The following is an 18,902-nucleotide window of genomic DNA, read 5'->3' on the forward strand; positions in this document are numbered from 1 at the left end:
GATCGGGCCTTCCCGGCAAGGCCCGATCGCGACTGAAGTCGCTCCTACGCGAGCCCACGAGCCCCGCGATCTCCGCGATCTCCGCGATCTCCGCGCCACGATGATCGATGGCGTGTTGCGGCCTTGAACGGGTTGCTACAGCGCCGGCCAGGGGCCGAGCCGCGCCGTCAACCGCCCCGCGTCCAGGCTGAAGCGCAACGGCAGCGACAGCGCCTGCGCCAGGGCGAACGCCAAGGCCAGGCCCAGCCCGGCATGCTGCGGGGTGCCGCCCTCGGGCTGCTTGCGCCAGAAGCGCAGGCCGAACTGCTGCAGGTCGGCCGTCGTCAGCTCCGGCGCGGCGTTGTCGACCGACAGCCACCACTCGCCGTCGCCACGCTGCAAGCGGCAGGCCATGACCCCGCCTTCCGGGGCGTACTCGACCGCGTTGCGCAGCAGGTTGGACACGATCCGCTCGACGATGCCGTAGTCGCTCTGCACCCATGCCGCCGCCGGCAGCCCGGCATCGATGGCGATGCCGCGTTCGGCCGCCACCGGGACCAGTTCGGCGACCATGTCGGCGACCAGCGCCGCCAGGTCGAGCGGGTCCAGCGACGGCGTCTCCAGGCCGGACTCCAGCCGCGACAGCTGCAGCAGCGTATCGACGCTGCGCTGCATGCGCGCGCAGGCGGCGATGGCGGTGCCCAGGCTGGCCCGTTCCAGCGCCGGATCGGCGACCGCCAGCGCGGTCTCGGCGCTGGTGCGGATCTCGGCCAGCGGCGTGCGCAGTTCGTGGGCGACGTCGCGGGCCAGGCGGCGCTCGCGGTCGGCGGCTTCGTAGAACCGGCGCAGCCCGGCATCGAACGCGGCGGCGAAGGGCTTGAGCTCCTTCGGAAAGCCGTCGCCGATCGGCTGCGGCGGGGCCTGCGCGTCCAGTTCGGCCACCGTGCCGCCGGCCTGGCGCAGCAGCGCGAACGCGCGCTGCAACATCGCCAGCCCCAGCCCGACCACCAGCGCCACCGCCAGCGCGACGCCGCCGAGCAGGGTGAAATGGATGCGCCGCTCGGTCCGGTCCCAGCCTTCGCGTTCGGTCGCCACCACCAGCAGCCGCGTGGCGGCGTGGCCGCCCCCGGCCGCCGGCAGCCGCGTCGCCAGCGCCCGCCCGACGTGGCCATCGGGCAGGACCACGTCGTAGTAGCGCGGAGTGCCGTCCTGGACCTGGCCGATCGGCAAGGCGATGCCGCCGCTGCTGGAGGAATGCAGCAGCGCCCGGCCACCACGGTCGAAGACGGTGAAGAACTCGGTGTGGCCGTCGGGATCGTACTCGGGCATCAGCCGCTCCAGCGCTTCCAGGTCGCGCTGCTGCAGCGTGTTGCTCACCGTGCGCGCGCGCTCCAGCAGGGTCTGGTCCAGGCGCTGGTAGATCTCGCGATCGATCCAGTAGTCCAGCACCAGGAACATCGCCGCCAGCACGCCGCCGACGGTCAGCACCAGGCCGGCGGCCAGGCGCCGCCGCAGCGACCAGGGCGCCGCCGCGCTAGGGGAAGACATAGCCGAATCCGCGGCGGGTGCGGATGCTGTCGCCGATGCCGTGCCGGGCCAGCTTGGTGCGCAGGGTGCTGACGATGACCTCCACGACCTTGTCCGAGGCGTCGCTGCGGCTGTCGTACAGGTGCTCGAAGATCCGTGCGCGGCTGAGCGTATGGCCCTTGTGCCGCAGCAGCAGTTCCAGCAGGCCGTACTCCTTGGGGGTGAGCCGCAGCTCGCGCCCCTGCCAGCGTGCGCTGCGCGAGCGCATGTCCAGTTCCAGCGCGCCTTCGCGCAGCACCGGCGGCGGCCGCTGCGCGGGCCGCCGCATCAGTGCGCGCACGCGGGCCAGCAACTCGTCCAGCGCGAACGGCTTGACCAGGTAGTCGTCGGCACCGGCATCGAGCGCCTGTACCCGATCGTCGACCTGGTCGCGCGCCGACAGCACCAGCACCGGCGCGCTGCCGCAGGCACCGCGGTACTCGCGCAGCACCGACAGGCCGTCGAGCCGCGGCAGCATCAGGTCCAGCACCACCACGTCGTAGTCGTAGGCCTGCAGGAACGCCAGCGCATCGCGGCCGTCGGCGGCGATGTCGCAGGCATAGCCCTCGCGTCCGAAGCGCCGGCCCAGCGCCTCGGACAGCGTCGGCGAGTCCTCGACCATCAACAGGCGCATGGCCGCCCCCGTCCAGGGCCGCGCGCCGCCGCGATCGCCGGCCGCCGCGTGCCTGCCCGGTTCCCTGCGTCCGCGCGAACCGCGGACAGCGCTCGATGATTCAGCAACTGCTCGTATCCCGTACCGCCGTGATGCCGCCACTGTCGCCGCTGCGACCGGCATCGCGCAACCGCCCCGGTCCGCAGCAGGAACGGGTTGCGGCGCCCCCGGCGAGCCACTAGCCTTCGCCGGTCGTCCGCCACCGCAAGGACCCGCCGTGAACCACCGTACCCCGTTGCTTGTCCTGGCCCTGGCCGCCGCCGCGCTGTCGCTGTCGGCCTGCCGCAAGCAGTCCTCGCCCGCCGAGCAGGCGCCCGCCGCCCAGGCCGCGGGCGGGGAGAGCGCCGACCAGTTCATCGCCCGGGTCAACGCCGAGTACAAGGCGATGTATCCGGAGATGACCTCCTCGCAGTGGCTGTCGGCCACCTACATCAACGGCGACTCCCAGCGGATCGCCTCCAAGGCCAACGAGCGCTCGCTGTCCGCGCTCAACGCCTGGATCGAGCAGGCCGGGCGCTACGAGGGCCAGCCGATGTCGGCCGACACCGCGCGCGCGCTCAGGCTGCTCAAGCTGATGACTTCGATGCCGGCGCCGCGCGACCCGGCACGGCTGGCGGAACTGACCCGGATCGCCGCGAAGATGGAAGGCGACTACGGCGCCGGCACCTACTGCAGCGGCGAAGGCGATGCCCGCCGCTGCCGCCAGCTCGGCGAACTGGAACAGGTGCTGGCGCGCAGCCGCGACTATGGCGAGCAGCTCGATGCCTGGCAGGGCTGGCACTCGATCGCGCAGCCGATGCGCAAGGACTATGCCCGCTTCGTCGAGCTGGCCAACGAAGGCGCCCGCGAGATGGGCTTCGCCGACGTCGGGCAGATGTGGCGCAGCGGCTACGACATGCCGCCCGAGCAGGTCGCCACCGTCACCGACCAGCTGTGGGGCCAGGTCAAGCCGCTGTACGAGCAGCTGCAGTGCTATGCCCGCGGCAAGCTCGACGCGCAGTACGGCAAGGACCAGGGCGAACTCGCCGGCGGCCTGCTGCCGGCGCACCTGACCGGCAACATGTGGCAGCAGGACTGGAGCAACCTGTGGGACCTGCTGCAGCCCTACCCCGGCGCCGGCAGCCTGGACATCACCGACACCCTGGAAAAGCAGTACCAGGGCAACCTGAGCGCGGCGCTGGCACGGCCGGGCAGCCAGGCCGGCGTGGAGACGCGCTTCAGGGCGCAGCGCGACGCCCAGCTGCTGACCGCGCGGCAGATGACCGAGCGCGCGCAGGACTTCTACACCTCGCTGGGGATGCCGAAGCTGCCTGACAGCTACTGGCAGCGCAGCCAGTTCATCAAGCCGCTGGAGCGCGACGTGGTCTGCCACGCCAGCGCCTGGGACATGGACATGGAAGGCGACGTGCGCACCAAGATGTGCATCCGCCCGACCGAGGAAGACTTCACCACCATCTACCACGAGCTCGGCCACCTCTACTACGACCTGGCCTACAACCCGCTGCCGCCGCTGTTCCAGGGCGGCGCCAACGACGGCTTCCACGAGGCCATCGGCGACACCATCGTGCTGGCGATGACGCCGCAGTACCTGCATTCGATCGGCCTGGTCGGCGAACCGCAGCAGGGCCGCGAGGCGCTGATCAACGCGCAGATGCGCATGGCCCTGGCCAAGGTGGCGTTCCTGCCGTTCGGGCTGATGATCGACCGCTGGCGCTGGGGCGTGTTCGACGGCTCGATCGCGCCGGATCGCTACAACCAGGCCTGGTGGGAACTGAAGGCCAAGTACCAGGGCGTGGCCCCGGCCACCCCGCGCGGCGAGGAGTTCTTCGACGCCGGCGCCAAGTACCACGTGCCCGGCAACACGCCGTACACGCGCTACTTCCTGGCGCACATCCTGCAGTTCCAGTTCTACAAGGGCCTGTGCGACGCGGCCGGCTACCAGGGACCGCTGTACGCCTGCAGCTTCTACGGCAACCGCGAAGCCGGGCAGAAGTTCTGGTCGATGCTGCAGAAGGGCGCCAGCCAGCCGTGGCAGGCCACGCTCAAGGAAGTCACCGGCAGCGACAGGCTCGATGCCGGCCCGATGCTGGAGTACTTCGCGCCGATGGCCGAGTGGCTGCAGCAGCAGAACCAGGGACGGATGTGTGGCTGGGAGGCACCCAGGCCCGCCCCCGACGCCCCATGACCGTCACGTAGGAGCGACCGTAGGAGCGACTTCAGTCGCGAAGGCTCTCCCGGTAAAGCCTCATCGCGACTGAAGTCGCTCCTACGGACTGCCTACCGCTTGTCCGCACGCAGCGTCTCGGCCAGCCGCGCCTTGAACTGCTCGAAGTCCAGCCCTTCGGCGCGTGCCTCGGCGTGCGCGGCGTCCTTGAGCGCGTCCGAATAGACCAGCCGCACCGGTGTGCCGGCGCGCTCGTGCAGTTCGGCCGCCTGCATGATCAGCGCCAGCACCCGCGCCGCGCTGGAGCTCTCGCCGGCGATGCGGCCGTCCATGCCCAGCACCCATTCCCCGTCGCGGCGGACGATGCCGGCCAGCAGCGTGCGCTGCGCATCGCGCAGCTCGGCATGCGGCTCGAGCGCCGGGCTCGACGCCGGCACGGCCTGGGCCTGGTTGCGCTCGCGCTCGGCCAGGCGGCGGCGGCTCTCGCGACGGGCCTTGGACTGGATGGACATCGGGTTCTCCGTGGAATGCAGGGTGCTGCGTCAGCCATTGTCGGCCGGCGGCAGCGGTTGTGCGAGCACGCCGCTGCGGTGCTCGCGCCGGGTCACGCTGCGGTCCCAGCGCCAGAACAGCCAGCCCAGCAGGAAGAAGAAGCCGAACCCCAGCGCCAGCCACAGCGGCTGGCGGCCGAGCAGCGGCGAGACGATGCCGGCCACCACCGCGTTGGCCGTCAGCTGGGTGAAGGCCTGCAGCGAGGACGCCAGCCCGCGCTGGTTGGGATACAGGTCCAGCACCGCCAGCGAGATCACCGGGAAGATCAGCGCCATGCCCAGGCCGCCGGCGAAGATCGGCAGCAGCGCCCACGGCACCGCGATCGCATCCACCGACAGCACGTAGCCGATGTTGAACAGCGCCGCCGCACCGCAGCAGATGAAGCCGATGCGCACCTGCACCTTGGCCCGCAGCCGCCCGGCCATGCGCCCGGACAGGAACGAGCCCAGGGTCATGCCGCCGATGGTCGGGATGAACAACCAGGCGAAGCCCTGCTCGTCCTTGCCGAGCATGTCCATGACGAAGGCCGGCGCCGAGGCGATGTACAGGAACATGCCGCAGAAGTTGAACGCCGCGGCCGCCGACAGGCGCTGGAAGCGCGCATTGAAGCCGATGCTCAGGTAGTCGTGCAGCAGGCGCCGCGGCGCCAGCGGCGTGCGCCGTTCCGGCGGGTGGGTTTCCGGCAGCCACAGCGAGGTGGTCACCAGCAGCATGCTGGCGAAGGCCACCAGGAACCAGAAGATCGCCGGCCAGCCGGCGCCGGAGGCCAGGATCCAGCCGCCCATGATCGGTGCGATCGCCGGGGCGATGCCGAAGATCATCGCCACCTGGCTCATCAGCCGCTGCGCGTCGGCACCGTGGAACAGGTCGCGGATCGCGGCGCGGCCGACGATCATGCCGACGCCGGCGGAAAAGCCCTGCAGCGCGCGGAACATCAGCAGCGTGGACAGTTCGCGCGACAGCGCGCAGCCGACCGAGGCGCCGACGAACACCGCCAGCCCGGCCAGGATCACCCGCTTGCGTCCCATCGCGTCCGACAGCGGCCCGTGCACCAGGCTCATCAGCGCGTAGGCGAGCATGTACACGCTGATGGTCTGCTGCACCGCCGCCGGCTCCACCGCCAGCCGCCGCGACAGCTCGGGGAAGGCGGGGAAGATGGTGTCGATCGAGAACGGCCCGAACATCGCCAGGCCGGCCAGCAGCAGGGCCAGTCTCCGGGTGGATGGGCTGGTGGTCGTCATCGTGGGATTCCTGGATACCTGCCGCCGCGAGCGGCAGGAGACGGCAAGCGCACCGCGGCGCCGGTCCAGGCGGGGACGGCGCAGGCGCGCTGCGGATGGGAACTGCCCATGATAGGCGCTGGGGCGGCCGGCGTTAAGCGCAAAGCTGGCTGCGGGCTGTATTGGGCGCCTTGCGGCGGCGGGATTGGGGATTGGGGATTAGCAGGAGCGCTGCTCCTGCCTTTACCGAATCCCCAATCCCGAATCCCCGCCCCACCCGGATATAATCGCGGGGCAGCACGGTGGGAGAAGCGGGGCGACCCGCTGCCGAAGGCGCAACGCCCGTAATCGCTCAGGCCCGATACCACCATCGCAACAACAACTCTGGAGAGACCGGCCTGCCCCGATCGGCAGCCACCGGCGCCGAAGGGGCACGAAGCAGCCGCACGCTTCCAAACTCTCAGGCAAAAGGACAGAGGGGCGCGAGGAAGACCGCAGGCTTCCCGCCCGCCGTGACCGCCCCAGGCGGCCAAGGCAGGGGCGGCCACGGCGCTTCCGACTCCCGCGTGCCCTTCTCCCGGATGCCCGACATGCCCCAGAACACCCCTTCCCTGCACGATCTCGAGCACGCCGATGCCTTCGTCGGCCGCCACATCGGCCCCGACGACAACGAGATCGCGCAGATGCTGCGCACGGTCGGCTACGACTCGCTGGAGGCGCTGACCGACGCCATCGTGCCCGGCGGCATCAAGACCGCGCAGGCGCTGGACCTGCCCGGCGGCGTCGCCGAGGAACAGGCGCTGGCCCGCATCCGCGCCATCGCCGCGCGCAACCAGGTGCTGCACAGCTTCATCGGCCAGGGCTACCACGGCACCCACACGCCCAAGGTCATCCTGCGCAACATCTTCGAGAACCCGGCCTGGTACACCGCCTACACGCCCTACCAGGCGGAGATCTCGCAGGGCCGGATGGAGGCGCTGATCAACTTCCAGACCATGTGCGCCGACCTCACCGGCATGGAGATCGCCAACGCCTCGCTGCTGGACGAGGCCACCGCCGCGGCCGAGGCGATGACGCTGGCGCGGCGCGCCGGCAAGTCGAAGTCGAACGTGTTCTTCGTCCACGACGCGGTGCACCCGCAGACGCTGGAAGTGCTGCGCACCCGTGCCGCGCCGCTGGACATCGAGCTGCGCACCGGCACCCCGGCACAGGCGCTGGAAGCCGACGCCTTCGGCGTGCTGCTGCAGTACCCGGACACCTTCGGCCGCTTCGCCCTGGCCACGCTGGCCGAGCACCGGGCGCTGACCGACGCGGTGCATGCGCGCGGCGGACTGGTGGCGGTGGCCGCCGACCTGCTGGCGCTGACGCTGGTCGCCGCCCCCGGCGAATGGGGCGCGGACATCGTGGTCGGCAACTCGCAGCGCTTCGGCGTGCCGCTGGGCTTCGGCGGCCCGCACGCGGCGTTCATGGCCTGCCGCGACGCCTACAAGCGCTCCATGCCCGGGCGCCTGATCGGCGTGTCGGTCGATGCGCAGGGCAACCCGGCCTACCGCCTGGCGCTGCAGACCCGCGAGCAGCACATCCGCCGCGAGAAGGCCACCTCCAACATCTGCACCGCGCAGGTGCTGCTGGCGGTGATGGCGAGCATGTACGCGGTCTACCACGGCCCCGACGGGCTGACCCGCATCGCCCGCCGCAGCCACCGCCTGGCCGCGATCCTGGCCGCGGCGCTGCGCGGCGCCGGGGTGCAGGTCGGCGAGCACTTCTTCGACACCCTGCACGTGGCCGGCATCGACGCCGCGGCGATCCACGCCAAGGCGCGCGCGGCCGGCTACAACCTGCGCGAGATCGACAGCGCCTCGCTCGGCATCAGCCTGGACGAGACCGCCACCCGGCAGGACGTGGTCGCGCTGGCGGCGCTGTTCGGCGCCGACCTGGAGGCGGCGACCATCGACGCGCTCGATGCCGCCACCGCCGACGCGCTGCCGCCGGACCTGCGGCGCACCAGCGCGTTCCTGCAGCACCCGGTGTTCAACACCTACCACAGCGAGCACGAGCTGCTGCGCTACCTGCGCCGGCTGGCCGACAAGGACCTGGCGATGGACCGCACCATGATCCCGCTGGGCAGCTGCACGATGAAGCTCAACGCCACCGCCGAGATGATCCCGGTGACCTGGCCCGAGTTCGCCGACATCCACCCGCTGGCCCCGGCCGAGCAGGCGCAGGGCTACGCCCAGCTGATCGCCGAGCTGGAAGCGATGCTGGCCGAGTGCACCGGCTACGACGCGGTCAGCCTGCAGCCCAACTCCGGCGCGCAGGGCGAGTACACCGGCCTGCTGGCGATTCGCGCCTACCACCGCTCGCGCGGCGAAGGCCACCGCGACATCTGCCTGATCCCCGAGTCGGCGCACGGCACCAACCCGGCCTCGGCGCACCTGGCGGGCATGAAGGTGGTGGTGACCCGCTGCGACGCCAACGGCAACGTCGACGTCGCCGACATCCGCGCCCAGGCCGAGAAGCATTCCGAGCGCCTGGCCGCGCTGATGATCACCTACCCCTCCACCCACGGCGTGTTCGAGGAGGACGTGGTCGAGATCTGCGACATCGTCCACCGGCACGGCGGCCAGGTGTACACCGACGGCGCCAACATGAACGCCCTGGTCGGGCTGGCAAAGCCCGGCAAGTGGGGCTCGGACGTATCGCACCTGAACCTGCACAAGACCTTCTGCATCCCGCACGGCGGCGGCGGCCCCGGCGTGGGCCCGTGCGCGGTGAAGGCGCACCTCGCTCCCTTCCTCCCCAAGACCGGTTCCCTTCCCCCGCAAGCGGGGAGCGTTCCTTCTTCCCTTCCCCCGCAAGCGGGGAGCATTTCTTCCTCACTTCCCCCGCAAGCGGGGAGCATTTCTTCCTCCCTTCCCCCGCAAGCGGGGGAAGGTGCCCGAAGGGCGGATGGGGGCGGCTCCGGCGGCATGGTCAGCGCCGCCAGCTTCGGCTCGGCCTCGATCCTGCCGATCAGCTGGATGTACATCACCCTGATGGGCGCGGCCGGGCTGCGCAAGGCCACCCAGGTGGCGCTGCTCAACGCCAACTACATCTCGCGCCGGCTCGCCCCGCACTACGCCACCCTGTACACCGGCCGCAACGATCTGGTCGCGCACGAGTGCATCCTCGACCTGCGGCCGCTGGAGAAGGCCAACGGCATCGGCGCCGAGGACGTGGCCAAGCGCCTGGTGGACTTCGGCTTCCATGCGCCGACGCTGAGCTTCCCGGTCGCCGGCACCTTGATGGTGGAGCCGACCGAGAGCGAGCCGCTGGCCGAGCTGGACCGCTTCGTCGACGCGATGATCCAGATCCGTGACGAGATCCGCGCCATCGACGACGGCCGCCTGGACCGCGAGGACAACCCGCTCAAGCACGCCCCTCACACCGCCAGCGCGGTCACCGCCAGCGAGTGGACGCATGCCTACCCGCGCGAGCTGGCGGCGTACCCGCTGGCTTCGCTCCGACACGGCAAGTACTGGCCGCCGGTGGCGCGCGTGGACAACGTCTATGGCGACAAGCACGTGATGTGTTCCTGCATCCCGGTGGATGCGTACAGGGAGGATGCCGAGGCCTGACCGCCCGTTCTTCGCAAAGCGTCTTCCCCGCGCAGGCGCGCCACTATCCGGGGAAGTTTTCCTGCTTTGTCAGCGAAGGCCTGCGGCAACGCCGCCTGGCGACGGGACTTCGATCGCAGCGCCGACATGCGTGTGCCGGTCGTCCCCGTGCAGGCGCGGCCCCAGTGCCTGTGCTGCAGTGGGATTCCGCAACTGGCTGGTTTCACCGGGAAAGTCGCTGGGTCCCCGCCTGCACGGGGACGACGAGTTCACCGTCCCGAGTTTCAGTCACGGTGCTCTGGCCGGCAGTCGTCCTGCCCAGAGCTTCATCCGGGCAGCAGTACGCGAACCGGGGGTCCTGGGATGTTCGAACCGATAGCGGCAACGCCCCTGGCTCCCGCTGCGCGGGAGCGACGATCGGAGTTTCCTCCGCACAACAATGTGCGAAGGTGGAGACCTACTGCCAGCACCTTGGATGATGGGGCTACCACGAGATTCCATAGATGACCGACTTCACCGCGAAAGTCCCTGGATCCCCGCCTTCGCGGGGACGACGGATTCAGTTTTCCTGAACGCGAACCGCATCACTCCGGCCGACAGCCGCATGGACGGACAAGCCATGAAACACGAAGCAAGGGCGGCTGTTCGCCCACGACGCTGGTTCGCCGGCGGCCTGCTGGCGCTGCTGCTGGCCACCTGCCTGGCGGTGGCTGCGCCGGCACCGGCGCCCTCCTTCGAACTGATCGCGCTCGGTGTGCAGGGCGGCCTGCAGGACGGCGACCTCAGCGCCTGGCTGGCGCGTGCGCCCGGCGACAGCCGCTACATCGCCATGGACGCCGGCACCCTGCTGCCGGGACTGCAGCGTTCCTACGAGCGCGGCGCCTTCGCGCATCTGCCGATCCCAGCGGACACCACGCTCACGCCTGCCGGCTACCTGCTGCGCGAGGCGATCGCCGGCTACTTCGTCAGCCACCCGCACCTGGACCACGTCGCCGGGCTGCTGATCGCCGCCACCGACGACAGCCGCAAGCCGATCTACGGACTCGCCTCGACGCTGGACGGGCTCGCGCGCGACTACTTCAACTGGAACGCCTGGCCGAACTTCGCCGACCGCGGCGCGCCGCCGGCGCTGGGCCAGTACCGGCTTGCGGCGCAGCCGCCGGGGCAGTGGTTCGCGATCGAAGGCACCTCGCTGCGCGGCCTGCTGCTGCCGCTGCAGCACGACCGGATGGAATCGTCGATGCTGCTGCTGCGCGCCGGCGACGCCTACCTGGCCTACTTCGGCGATACCGGCGCCGATGCGGTCCAGCACGGCACGCGCCTGGCCGAGGCGTGGCGGACGCTCGCGCCGCTGGTCCGGCAGGGGGCGCTCAAGGGCATCGTCATCGAGACGTCCTATCCCGACGACGTCGCCGACGACAAGCTCTACGGCCACCTGACCCCACGCTGGCTCGCCAGCGAACTGCACGCGCTGGCCGCACAGGCCGGCGGCAACGCGGCGCTGCGCGGGCTGCCGGTGGTGATCGGCCACATCAAGCCCTCGCTGCAGGCCGGGCGCGATGCCCGCCGGCTGATCGAGTCGCAGCTGCAGGCCGGCAACGACCTGCAGGTCCGCTACCTGCTGCCGCGGCAGGGCCAGCGCATCGAGCTGTGAGCATCGGCCCGGGCGATGCCACCAGCCTCGCAACCCGGATAGGCGCGGCTCACCCGGGATTTGTGGCTGTGTCTCGCAGCCAGAGCTGCGATCCCGGGTGCGCTGCGCCTACCCGGGCTACAGGGAGCGGGAAACGGGCGTCCCACCCCGGACCGGCAACGATCACGCCGAACGAAACCGCCACGCCCGAAAATCGGCAGTGCCGGCCAACCCGTCCATCCCATCGCGGCCGGTTTACCGGAGACTTCACGCATGAATTGCCACCACCCGATTTCGACAGGCCAATGCCCCCACAGCCGGCGCGCGCTGCCATGAGCGGGCCGCTCGCCAGTCCGCCGCGCGTGCGCCTGCGCGACGGCCGGGCGGTCCCGGCGCTGGGCATGGGCTCGTGGAACCTGGGCCAGGGCCGGCATCCGGCGGCGCAGGAGATCGAGGCGCTGCGCACCGGCCTGGCGCTGGGCATGAGCCTGGTCGACACCGCCGAGATGTATGGCGACGGCAAGTCCGAGCAATTGATCGGCCAGGCGTTGCACGGGGTCCACAAGCGTCCGTTCCTCGTCTCCAAGGTGCTGCCTTCCCATGCCACCGCGCGCGGCATCCCGCGCGCCTGCGATGCCAGCCTGGAGCGGCTCGGCGTCGAGCGGCTGGACCTGTACCTGCTGCACTGGCGCGGCGGCGGCCCGCTGGAGGAGGTGGTGGCCGCGTTCGAGAAGCTGCGCCAGGCCGGCAAGATCGCCGACTGGGGCGTGTCCAACTTCGATGTCGAGGACATGGAAGAACTGTGGCGCGTCCCCGGCGGCGAGCGCTGCCTGGTCAACCAGGTGCTGTACCACGTCGGCAGCCGCGGCATCGAGTTCGACCTGCTGCCCTGGTGCCGCAGACACCACGTGGCGGTGATGGCCTACTCGCCGCTGGGCAGCCGTGCGCTGCTGGGCGATGCCACGCTGGCGCGCATCGGCCAGGCGCACGGCGCCGCGCCGACCGCGGTGGCGCTGGCCTGGGCCATCCGCAGCGGCGACGTCGTCGCCATCCCTGAATCGGGCACGCCCGCGCACATGCGCGAGAACGCGGCCGGCCTGGCCCTGGAACTGACAGACGCCGACCTGGCGGCACTGGACCGGGCCTTCCCGCCGCCCAGGCGCAAGCAGCCGCTGGACGTTCTGTAGGCCCACCGTGGATTCCACGGCCGTTGGAATACCTGTAGGAGCGACTTCAGTCGCGATGAAGCGTTACCGGTAGAGCCTCATCGCGACTGAAGTCGCTCCTACGGGTGTGGGCGCCTGGCCGGAGCCACCCCAGGTGAACCGTGCGTGCACGACCGCGCGGCAAACCACCACCGGGCGTTAACGCCGTTCGCACCAGCCTGCGAAGTCCGATCCCGCGACTTCCAATGGAGTGATCCCATGGCCGCCAGCAAGCCGTCAGGCAAGCCCGCCGCACCCACCGCCCGCGAGAACAGTGCCGCCGACAGCCGCGGCAGCGGCGACGAACTGCACCAGAGCGCAGGCGCAGGCCACCCGCCGCTCACCACCAACCAGGGCATCCCGGTCAGCGACAACCAGAACTCGCTGCGCGCCACCCCGCGCGGGCCGACGCTGCTGGAAGACTTCATCCTGCGCGAGAAGATCACCCATTTCGACCACGAGCGCATCCCCGAGCGCATCGTCCATGCGCGCGGATCGGCGGCGCACGGCTACTTCGAGCTGACCAAGTCGCTGTCCAGATACACCACCGCGAAGATCTTCACCGAGGTCGGCACCAGGACGCCGGTGTTCACCCGCTTCTCCACCGTCGCCGGCGGCGCCGGCTCGATCGACACCCCGCGCGACGTGCGCGGCTTCGCGGTCAAGTTCTACACCCAGGAGGGCAACTTCGACCTGGTCGGCAACAACATCCCGGTGTTCTTCATCCAGGACGCGATCAAGTTTCCCGACCTGATCCACTCGGTGAAGATGGAGCCGGACCGCGGCTTCCCGCAGGCGGCCAGCGCGCACGACACCTTCTGGGACTTCATCTCGCTCACGCCCGAGTCGATGCACATGATCATGTGGGCGATGAGCGACCGCACCATCCCGCGCTCGCTGCGCATGATCGAGGGCTTCGGCATCCACAGCTTCCGCCTGGTCGATGACAGGGGCGAGAGCACCTTCGTCAAGTTCCACTGGCGGCCCAAGCTGGGGCTTCAATCCACGCTGTGGGACGAGGCGGTCAAGATCGCCGGCGCCGACCCGGACTTCCACCGCCGCGACCTGTTCGAGGCGATCCAGGCCGGCGACTTCCCGGAGTGGGAGCTGGGCGTGCAGCTGTTCACCCAGGAACAGGCCGACCAGTTCCCGTTCGACCACCTCGACCCGACCAAGATCATCCCCGAAGAGACCATCCCGCTGACCATCGTCGGGCGCATGGTACTGGACCGCTGGCCGGACAACTTCTTCGCCGAGACCGAGCAGGTGGCGTTCTGCCCGGCCAACATCGTGCCCGGCATCGACTTCTCCGACGACCCGCTGCTGCAGGGGCGGCTGTTCTCCTACCTGGACACGCAGCTGATCCGCCTGGGCGGGCCGAACTTCCACCAGATCCCGATCAACGCGCCCAAGTGCCCGTTCGCCAACCACCAGCGCGACGGCCACATGCAGATGGGCCAGCCCAAGGGCCGCGTCGCCTACGAGCCCAGCTCGCTGCAACCGGATTCCCCTCGTGAGACCCCACGCGGCTTCCGCAGCTTCGCCGCGCCGGCCGGCGACGGCAGCAAGGGCCGCATCCGCGCCGAGAGCTTCGCCGACCACTACAGCCAGGCGCGGCTGTTCTTCCGCAGCCAGAGCGCGCCGGAACAGGCGCACCTGGCCTCGGCGCTGGTGTTCGAGCTGTCCAAGGTGGAGACCGCGCACGTGCGCGAGGCCATCGTCGGCCACCTGCGCCACATCGACGAGGATCTGGCCGGACGCGTGGCCGAGGGCCTGGGCCTGGAGGCGATGCCGCCGGTACCGCCGGCCGCGGCCAAGCCGTTCGACATGCCGCCCTCGCCCGCATTGCAGATCATCGGCAAGATGAAGGACACCCTGAAGGGACGCAGCATCGGCATCCTCGTCCACGACGGCTCGGACGCGGCCATCGTCAGGAGCCTGCGCCGGGCCGCCGAAGCGGCCGGGGCCACGGTCAAGCTGGTGGCGCCCAGGCTGGGCGGCATCAAGCTGAGCGACGGCAGGAAGCAGGACGCCGACGGCCAGCTCGCCGGCACGCCTTCGTTCGTGTTCGACGCGGTGGCGGTGGTGCTGTCGGCCGAGGCCGGCCGGCAGCTTTCGCGCGAGTCGGCGGCGATCGATTTCGTCGCCAACGCCTGGTCGCACCTGAAGGCGATCGCCGCCGACGCCGGCGCGCAGCCGCTGCTCAAGGCCGGCAACGTCGGCAAGGACCCTGGCGTGGTGGACGCCGAGGACGCCAAGGGCTTCGTCGCCGTCGCCAAGACCCGGCAGTGGGCACGCGAGAAGAAGCTGCGCATGCTGGCGTAGCGGCGCAAGTACCCCCTAGCTTGCGCGCAGCGCAGGGGAGGGTTGGGGAGGGTGCCTTTGCCTGGGCTCTTGGCTTTCTGCCTGGGCAACCAATCGCCAGGCATGCCGCAATCGAGAGCCAAAGCAACATCTACCCCTCCCCAGCCCTCCCCTTCGCCTTCGGCGAAAGGGAGCGGGCAAAGGCGATCGGCCATCGCGGTTCCGTGACGGATGCACACGCTCATTCCGAAGCGTGGCAGGCCTGCACCCCGCCCCCACCGACCGCGAAAAGGCAATCGTCGCCGACGCCCGCACGCACGCAAAGCCGGCAACTTCGCAGAGACAGCCCCCTCCCTTGCGCACAGCGCATGGGAGGGTTGGGGAGGGGTGCCGTTGCCTGGGCTCTTGGCTTTCTGCCTGGGCAACCAATCGACACCATGCCGCAACCGAGAACCAAGGCAACCGCTACCCCTCCCCAGCCCTCCCCTTCGCCTTCGGCGAAAGGGAGGGGGCAAAGCGATCGGCCACCGCGGTTCCGTGATGGGGTTCCATGACGGATGTACACGCTCATTCCGAAGCGTGGCATGCCTGCACCCCGACCCCACCGACCACTAAAAGGCAATCGTCGCTTACGCCCGCACGCAAAACCGGCAACCTTGCAGAGACCGCACCCTCCCTTGCGCGCAGCGCAGGGGAGGGTTGGGGAGGGGTGCCTTTGCCTGGGCTCTTGGCTTTCTGCCTGGGCAACCAATCGCCAGGCATGCCGCAATCGAGAGCCAAGGCAACAGCTACCCTTCCCCAGCCCTCCCCCTCGCCTTCGGCGAAAGGGAGGGGGCAAGGGCGCTTGGCCGGAGAGGGGCACGGTGCGGGATCCGGGCCGATGCGACATACCTGGATCCCGGCCCCCATCGGCCATGACGACACCATTCCCCGCCGGCTACGGCGACACGGCCCCGCCCGCGGCGCCGGCCAGCGGCAACGCTCCCTGCAATACCGCCTGCTCCATCTGCAGCAGGTAGTCGCTGAACCCGCCGCGGGCGCGTGCGACCCGCCGCGCGCTGGTCGTCACCACCGGCCGGCAACGCCGGGCGATGCGCGCATGCACGCGTTCCATCGCCGCCACCAGTGCCACGTCCTCGTGCACCGGCAGCGGCAGGAAGCCGCCGCAGCGCAGGTACAACTCGGTACTCAGGCCGAGGTTGGCGCCATGCACGTGGCGATGGCCGTCGCGATGGCATTCGCCGGCCAGGTAGGCCTGGCGCAGGGCCGGCGGCCAGCCGCTCCAGTCGGCCACGGTGACGATGCCGCAGAAGGCATCGCAATCGTAGGCCAGCTGCGCCGACAGCCAGTCCGGCGACACCTGCGAGTCGGCGTCGGTGCAGGCCAGCCAGCGTGCGCCCGCGGCGATCGCCGCGCGTGCCGCGGTGGCGCGGGCGATGCCGACGTTGCCCTCGGCCAGCGGCAGGCAGTGGACGCCGAAGCTCGCGCACACTGCGGCGGTGCGGTCGCGGCAGCGGTCCAGCGCGACGAACACACGCACGTCCTCCCCCTGCAGCCGCGGACAGGCCGCGGCCAGCACCAGCGACTGCAGGCAGGCACCGATCGCCTGTTCCTCGTCGTGCGCCGGCACCAGCACCGCGATCACCGCAGGTTCTCCCGCTGCGCCACCGATTGCGGCGATGTCCCCCAGCCTTCCAGCAGGAAGTCGGCGTCCTCGTAGCGGAACAGCCGCGGCAGCTGCAGCGTGTCTTGCAGCGATGCGTGCACCTGGCGGCCATCGCCCTGCGCCGGTTCGAACGGATGCAGCCAGTGGCAGGCCACGATCACGCCTTCGTCCTCCAGGCTGGCCTGCATGCGCCGGGCGCATTCGGCCAGCTGCGCCGGCTGCAGGTAGTAGCCGACCTCGCCGAACACGATCAGGTCGAAGCGACCGCGCGGCCACTGCTGCGGATGGGTGGCGCAGCCCACCTGCACGTGCGCGTGCATGCCGGTGCGCTGCCGCGCCAGTTCAACCGCGCGCGCGGACACGTCGGTGGCCAGCAGTTCGTCGCAACGCGGCGCCAGGGCCGCGGTGAGTTCGCCGTTGGAGCAGCCCAGCTCCCAGCCGCGGGCAAAGCGTTGCCGGGGCAGCGACGCCAGCAGCAGGTCGCGCTTGCGCGCCTCGTACCAGCGCTGCCGGTAGCCGAACGGGTCGTCCTGGCGGTACAGCTGGCCGAAATAGTCGTGCAGGGCGGTCATCGCAGGAACACCTCGTAGCCGCGTTCGAAGCGCTCGAGCACGTGCGGCGGCAGGATCGGCTCGGCCACCGCATGCGCGCCGCGGCCGAGCTGCGAGGCAAAGCAGGCCAGCGCCTGTCGCTTGGCCTGCTGGATCGCTTCCGGCAGCGCATGGCGCGCCGCCGCCGGCAGCAGGGAGTCCTCGCCGGCCGCCGACAGCCAGTGCCAGGCCCACACCGGGAACTCGGCCAGCGTCGCATCGCGCTCCGCGGCCGCCTGAATGCAGGCGCGCGCAGTCGCCTCGTGGTCGGGGTGGCCGTCGTCGCGCCAGGTGGTCAGCAGCAGGTCGCCCGGCTGCAGCAGCTGCGCCAGCTGCGCGGCGATGGCCGGCTCCTGCGCGGCGACGCCGCCATCGGCCACGCCCAGGTGGACGATGGCATCGGCGCCCACGCCCAGCGCCTGCGCGGCGTGCTCCAACTCCTGGCGGCGCACCCGGCGCAGCCGCTGCGGCGTCCACCAGGCGTCGCCGGGATAGCAGGCCTCGCCGTCGGTCACCGCGACCAGCACGACCGGCAGGCCGCGCCGGCAGGCGCTGGCGATCGCGCCGCCACAGCCCAGCACTTCGTCGTCTGGGTGCGGCGATACCACCAGCAGGCGCCGCGCCTGCGCCAGCAGCGCCTGCATGTCGAGCAAGGGCAGCGCCGCCAGCCAGGGCGACTGCCGCCACGCCGCCTCCGTGGTGCCGCGGCCGTGGATCTTCGGCACGTGTTCTACAACCGCCATGGCGCCTTATCCTGTGCGACTGCGCGGCCCAGGGCCTCCCAGTCGTGCTCGGCATGGCTCTGGCGCACGAACACCGCCAGGTCGGCGCAGCGCAGGGCATGCGCGCGGTCGCCGCACAGCGGCGCCGGGCCGAGCGCACGGCCAACCCGCTCGATCGTTTCGCTGCAGGCGCGTTCGACGAAGGCGCGCACGCGGGTCACTGCGTCGCGATGCGGCTGCTCCGGCTCGGCGTCGATGCGCGCGGCCAGTTCGCGCAGCAAGGCGGCCGCCGCCTGCAGCGACAGGTCGATCGCCCCCAGGTGCGCGGCTGCGTGCGGATCGCGCTGCACCTTGGCATGCCCCTGCAAGGTGGCGGCGATCGCCGTGGCGGCGCCGTACCAGCACGCCGCCACGCCGGCACCGCCATGCCAGAAGCCCGGCCGCCGCAGGTAGTCGCCCGGCGCCCCGACCGCGACCGCCGGCACCCGCTCGAACGCCACCGGTCCGCTCGCGATGCGCGCCATGCCCACCGCGGCCCAGCCCTCCTCGCGCGGCGTCACTCCCGGCTGGCGCAGGTCCACCAGCAGCAGCCGATCGCGCTCGCCCTCGTGCGCGGTCACCAGGGCCGCATCGACCAGGCTGGCGCCCGAACACCAGGGCTTGCTGCCGGAAAGATGGCCACTGCCATTGCCGTCCGGCTGCCAGTCCAGGCGCGCACCGGGCGCCTGCGCCGCCCATACCGCCAGCAGCCGGCCGGGATCGGGTGCCGGCATGCCGAGTTCGGCCAGGATCGCCTGCGCGTCGTAGTGCGCCTCCAGCACCTTGGCCAGACACACGTCGGCAGCGGCGATCCGCGCCAGCGTGCGCCAGCGCTCGAGCGTGCGGCCCGCTCCGGGCAGCGGCAGCCCGGGATGGCACCGCAGCGCCTGTCGCGCCGCAGCGCCAAGGTCGCGTTCGTCGTCCAGTGCAAGCGGTGAAATGAAGGGGTGATCCAAAAGGCGGGCTCCTTGTCCTGTCGTCCGTCGCGCATCG

General features: G+C 70.9%; 13 protein-coding genes and 1 riboswitch. Of the genes, 5 read left to right on the forward strand and 8 right to left on the reverse strand.

Features of this window, described 5'->3' with window-relative positions; genetic code table 11:
- Positions 1 to 135: 135 nt before the first annotated feature.
- Positions 136 to 1,527, reverse strand: a complete 1,392-nt coding sequence (locus LRX76_RS17920) for a histidine kinase dimerization/phospho-acceptor domain-containing protein (RefSeq protein WP_231806994.1) — start codon at positions 1,525 to 1,527, stop codon at positions 136 to 138.
- The gene (locus LRX76_RS17925; protein WP_231806995.1) at positions 1,514 to 2,179 is read right to left on the reverse strand and encodes a response regulator transcription factor; all 666 of its coding nucleotides are present in this window, start codon (positions 2,177 to 2,179) and stop codon (positions 1,514 to 1,516) included. The genes LRX76_RS17920 and LRX76_RS17925 overlap by 14 nt, the downstream gene beginning before the upstream one ends.
- Before the next feature lie 256 nt (positions 2,180 to 2,435).
- Here LRX76_RS17925 and LRX76_RS17930 point away from each other — a divergent pair, with 256 nt between their 5' ends.
- Positions 2,436 to 4,403, forward strand: a complete 1,968-nt coding sequence (locus tag LRX76_RS17930; RefSeq protein ID WP_231806996.1) for a M2 family metallopeptidase — start codon at positions 2,436 to 2,438, stop codon at positions 4,401 to 4,403.
- 92 nt (positions 4,404 to 4,495) lie between these two features.
- Here the strand turns inward: LRX76_RS17930 and LRX76_RS17935 are convergent, their stop codons facing one another.
- Together LRX76_RS17935 and LRX76_RS17940 are read right to left on the reverse strand one after the other, a co-directional pair.
- Positions 4,496 to 4,894 carry a hypothetical protein gene (locus LRX76_RS17935; protein WP_231806997.1) on the reverse strand — a complete coding sequence of 133 codons (399 nt, stop codon included), beginning with the start codon at positions 4,892 to 4,894 and terminating at the stop codon, positions 4,496 to 4,498.
- 30 nt (positions 4,895 to 4,924) lie between these two features.
- Positions 4,925 to 6,175, reverse strand: coding sequence for a multidrug effflux MFS transporter (locus LRX76_RS17940; RefSeq protein ID WP_231806998.1), 1,251 nt, complete (start codon positions 6,173 to 6,175; stop codon positions 4,925 to 4,927).
- A 353-nt stretch (positions 6,176 to 6,528) separates the two neighbouring features.
- Positions 6,529 to 6,640, forward strand: a riboswitch (glycine riboswitch).
- A gap of 104 nt (positions 6,641 to 6,744) precedes the next feature.
- On the opposite strand from LRX76_RS17940, the gene gcvP reads away from it, so the two are divergent.
- The 4 genes from gcvP to LRX76_RS17960 all read left to right on the forward strand — a co-directional run bounded on the left by gcvP (position 6,745) and on the right by LRX76_RS17960 (position 14,913).
- Positions 6,745 to 9,771 carry an aminomethyl-transferring glycine dehydrogenase gene (gcvP, locus tag LRX76_RS17945; RefSeq protein ID WP_231806999.1) on the forward strand — a complete coding sequence of 1,009 codons (3,027 nt, stop codon included), beginning with the start codon at positions 6,745 to 6,747 and terminating at the stop codon, positions 9,769 to 9,771.
- 598 nt (positions 9,772 to 10,369) lie between these two features.
- Entirely contained in the window at positions 10,370 to 11,404 is a 1,035-nt protein-coding gene (locus LRX76_RS17950) for a 3',5'-cyclic-nucleotide phosphodiesterase (protein ID WP_231807000.1), read from the forward strand.
- Positions 11,405 to 11,715: 311 nt separating this feature from the next.
- Complete coding sequence (locus LRX76_RS17955) at positions 11,716 to 12,570, forward strand: aldo/keto reductase (protein WP_231807001.1); 855 nt, start codon at positions 11,716 to 11,718, stop codon at positions 12,568 to 12,570.
- A gap of 237 nt (positions 12,571 to 12,807) precedes the next feature.
- Positions 12,808 to 14,913 (forward strand): catalase, encoded by a 2,106-nt coding sequence (locus tag LRX76_RS17960; RefSeq protein WP_231807002.1) that lies wholly within the window; start codon positions 12,808 to 12,810, stop codon positions 14,911 to 14,913.
- A gap of 916 nt (positions 14,914 to 15,829) precedes the next feature.
- On the opposite strand, the gene LRX76_RS17965 is transcribed toward LRX76_RS17960, so the two are convergent.
- Genes LRX76_RS17965 through LRX76_RS17980 form a run of 4 tightly spaced genes read right to left on the reverse strand, consistent with a single transcriptional unit; the run spans position 15,830 to position 18,865 of the window.
- On the reverse strand, positions 15,830 to 16,537 hold the full coding sequence (locus LRX76_RS17965; protein WP_231807003.1) for a glycosyltransferase: 708 nt from the start codon (positions 16,535 to 16,537) through the stop codon (positions 15,830 to 15,832).
- A complete protein-coding gene (locus LRX76_RS17970) occupies positions 16,534 to 17,130 on the reverse strand; it encodes a class I SAM-dependent methyltransferase (protein ID WP_231807004.1) in 597 nt (198 codons plus the stop codon). The genes LRX76_RS17965 and LRX76_RS17970 overlap by 4 nt, the downstream gene beginning before the upstream one ends.
- Complete coding sequence (locus LRX76_RS17975) at positions 17,127 to 17,891, reverse strand: PIG-L deacetylase family protein (protein ID WP_231807005.1); 765 nt, start codon at positions 17,889 to 17,891, stop codon at positions 17,127 to 17,129. The genes LRX76_RS17970 and LRX76_RS17975 overlap by 4 nt, the downstream gene beginning before the upstream one ends.
- Positions 17,879 to 18,865 carry an acyl-CoA dehydrogenase gene (locus LRX76_RS17980; RefSeq protein ID WP_231807006.1) on the reverse strand — a complete coding sequence of 329 codons (987 nt, stop codon included), beginning with the start codon at positions 18,863 to 18,865 and terminating at the stop codon, positions 17,879 to 17,881. The genes LRX76_RS17975 and LRX76_RS17980 overlap by 13 nt, the downstream gene beginning before the upstream one ends.
- Positions 18,866 to 18,902: the final 37 nt, after the last annotated feature.

Origin of the sequence: Stenotrophomonas sp. MMGLT7 (assembly GCF_021168555.1) — a bacterium.
In the GTDB taxonomy this organism is placed as follows: domain Bacteria; phylum Pseudomonadota; class Gammaproteobacteria; order Xanthomonadales; family Xanthomonadaceae; genus MMGLT7.

Excerpts from the sequence above, each read along its gene's own strand:
- LRX76_RS17955 (WP_231807001.1), top strand. The coding sequence starts at position 11,716 with ATGAGCGGGCCGCTCGCCAGTCCGCCGCGCGTGCGCCTGCGCGACGGC.
- LRX76_RS17925 (WP_231806995.1), bottom strand. The coding sequence starts at position 2,179 with ATGCGCCTGTTGATGGTCGAGGACTCGCCGACGCTGTCCGAGGCGCTG.
- LRX76_RS17935 (WP_231806997.1), bottom strand. The coding sequence starts at position 4,894 with ATGTCCATCCAGTCCAAGGCCCGTCGCGAGAGCCGCCGCCGCCTGGCC.
- LRX76_RS17975 (WP_231807005.1), bottom strand. The coding sequence starts at position 17,891 with ATGGCGGTTGTAGAACACGTGCCGAAGATCCACGGCCGCGGCACCACG.
- gcvP (WP_231806999.1), top strand. The coding sequence starts at position 6,745 with ATGCCCCAGAACACCCCTTCCCTGCACGATCTCGAGCACGCCGATGCC.
- LRX76_RS17940 (WP_231806998.1), bottom strand. The coding sequence starts at position 6,175 with ATGACGACCACCAGCCCATCCACCCGGAGACTGGCCCTGCTGCTGGCC.
- LRX76_RS17960 (WP_231807002.1), top strand. The coding sequence starts at position 12,808 with ATGGCCGCCAGCAAGCCGTCAGGCAAGCCCGCCGCACCCACCGCCCGC.
- LRX76_RS17950 (WP_231807000.1), top strand. The coding sequence starts at position 10,370 with ATGAAACACGAAGCAAGGGCGGCTGTTCGCCCACGACGCTGGTTCGCC.
- LRX76_RS17920 (WP_231806994.1), bottom strand. The coding sequence starts at position 1,527 with ATGTCTTCCCCTAGCGCGGCGGCGCCCTGGTCGCTGCGGCGGCGCCTG.
- LRX76_RS17970 (WP_231807004.1), bottom strand. The coding sequence starts at position 17,130 with ATGACCGCCCTGCACGACTATTTCGGCCAGCTGTACCGCCAGGACGAC.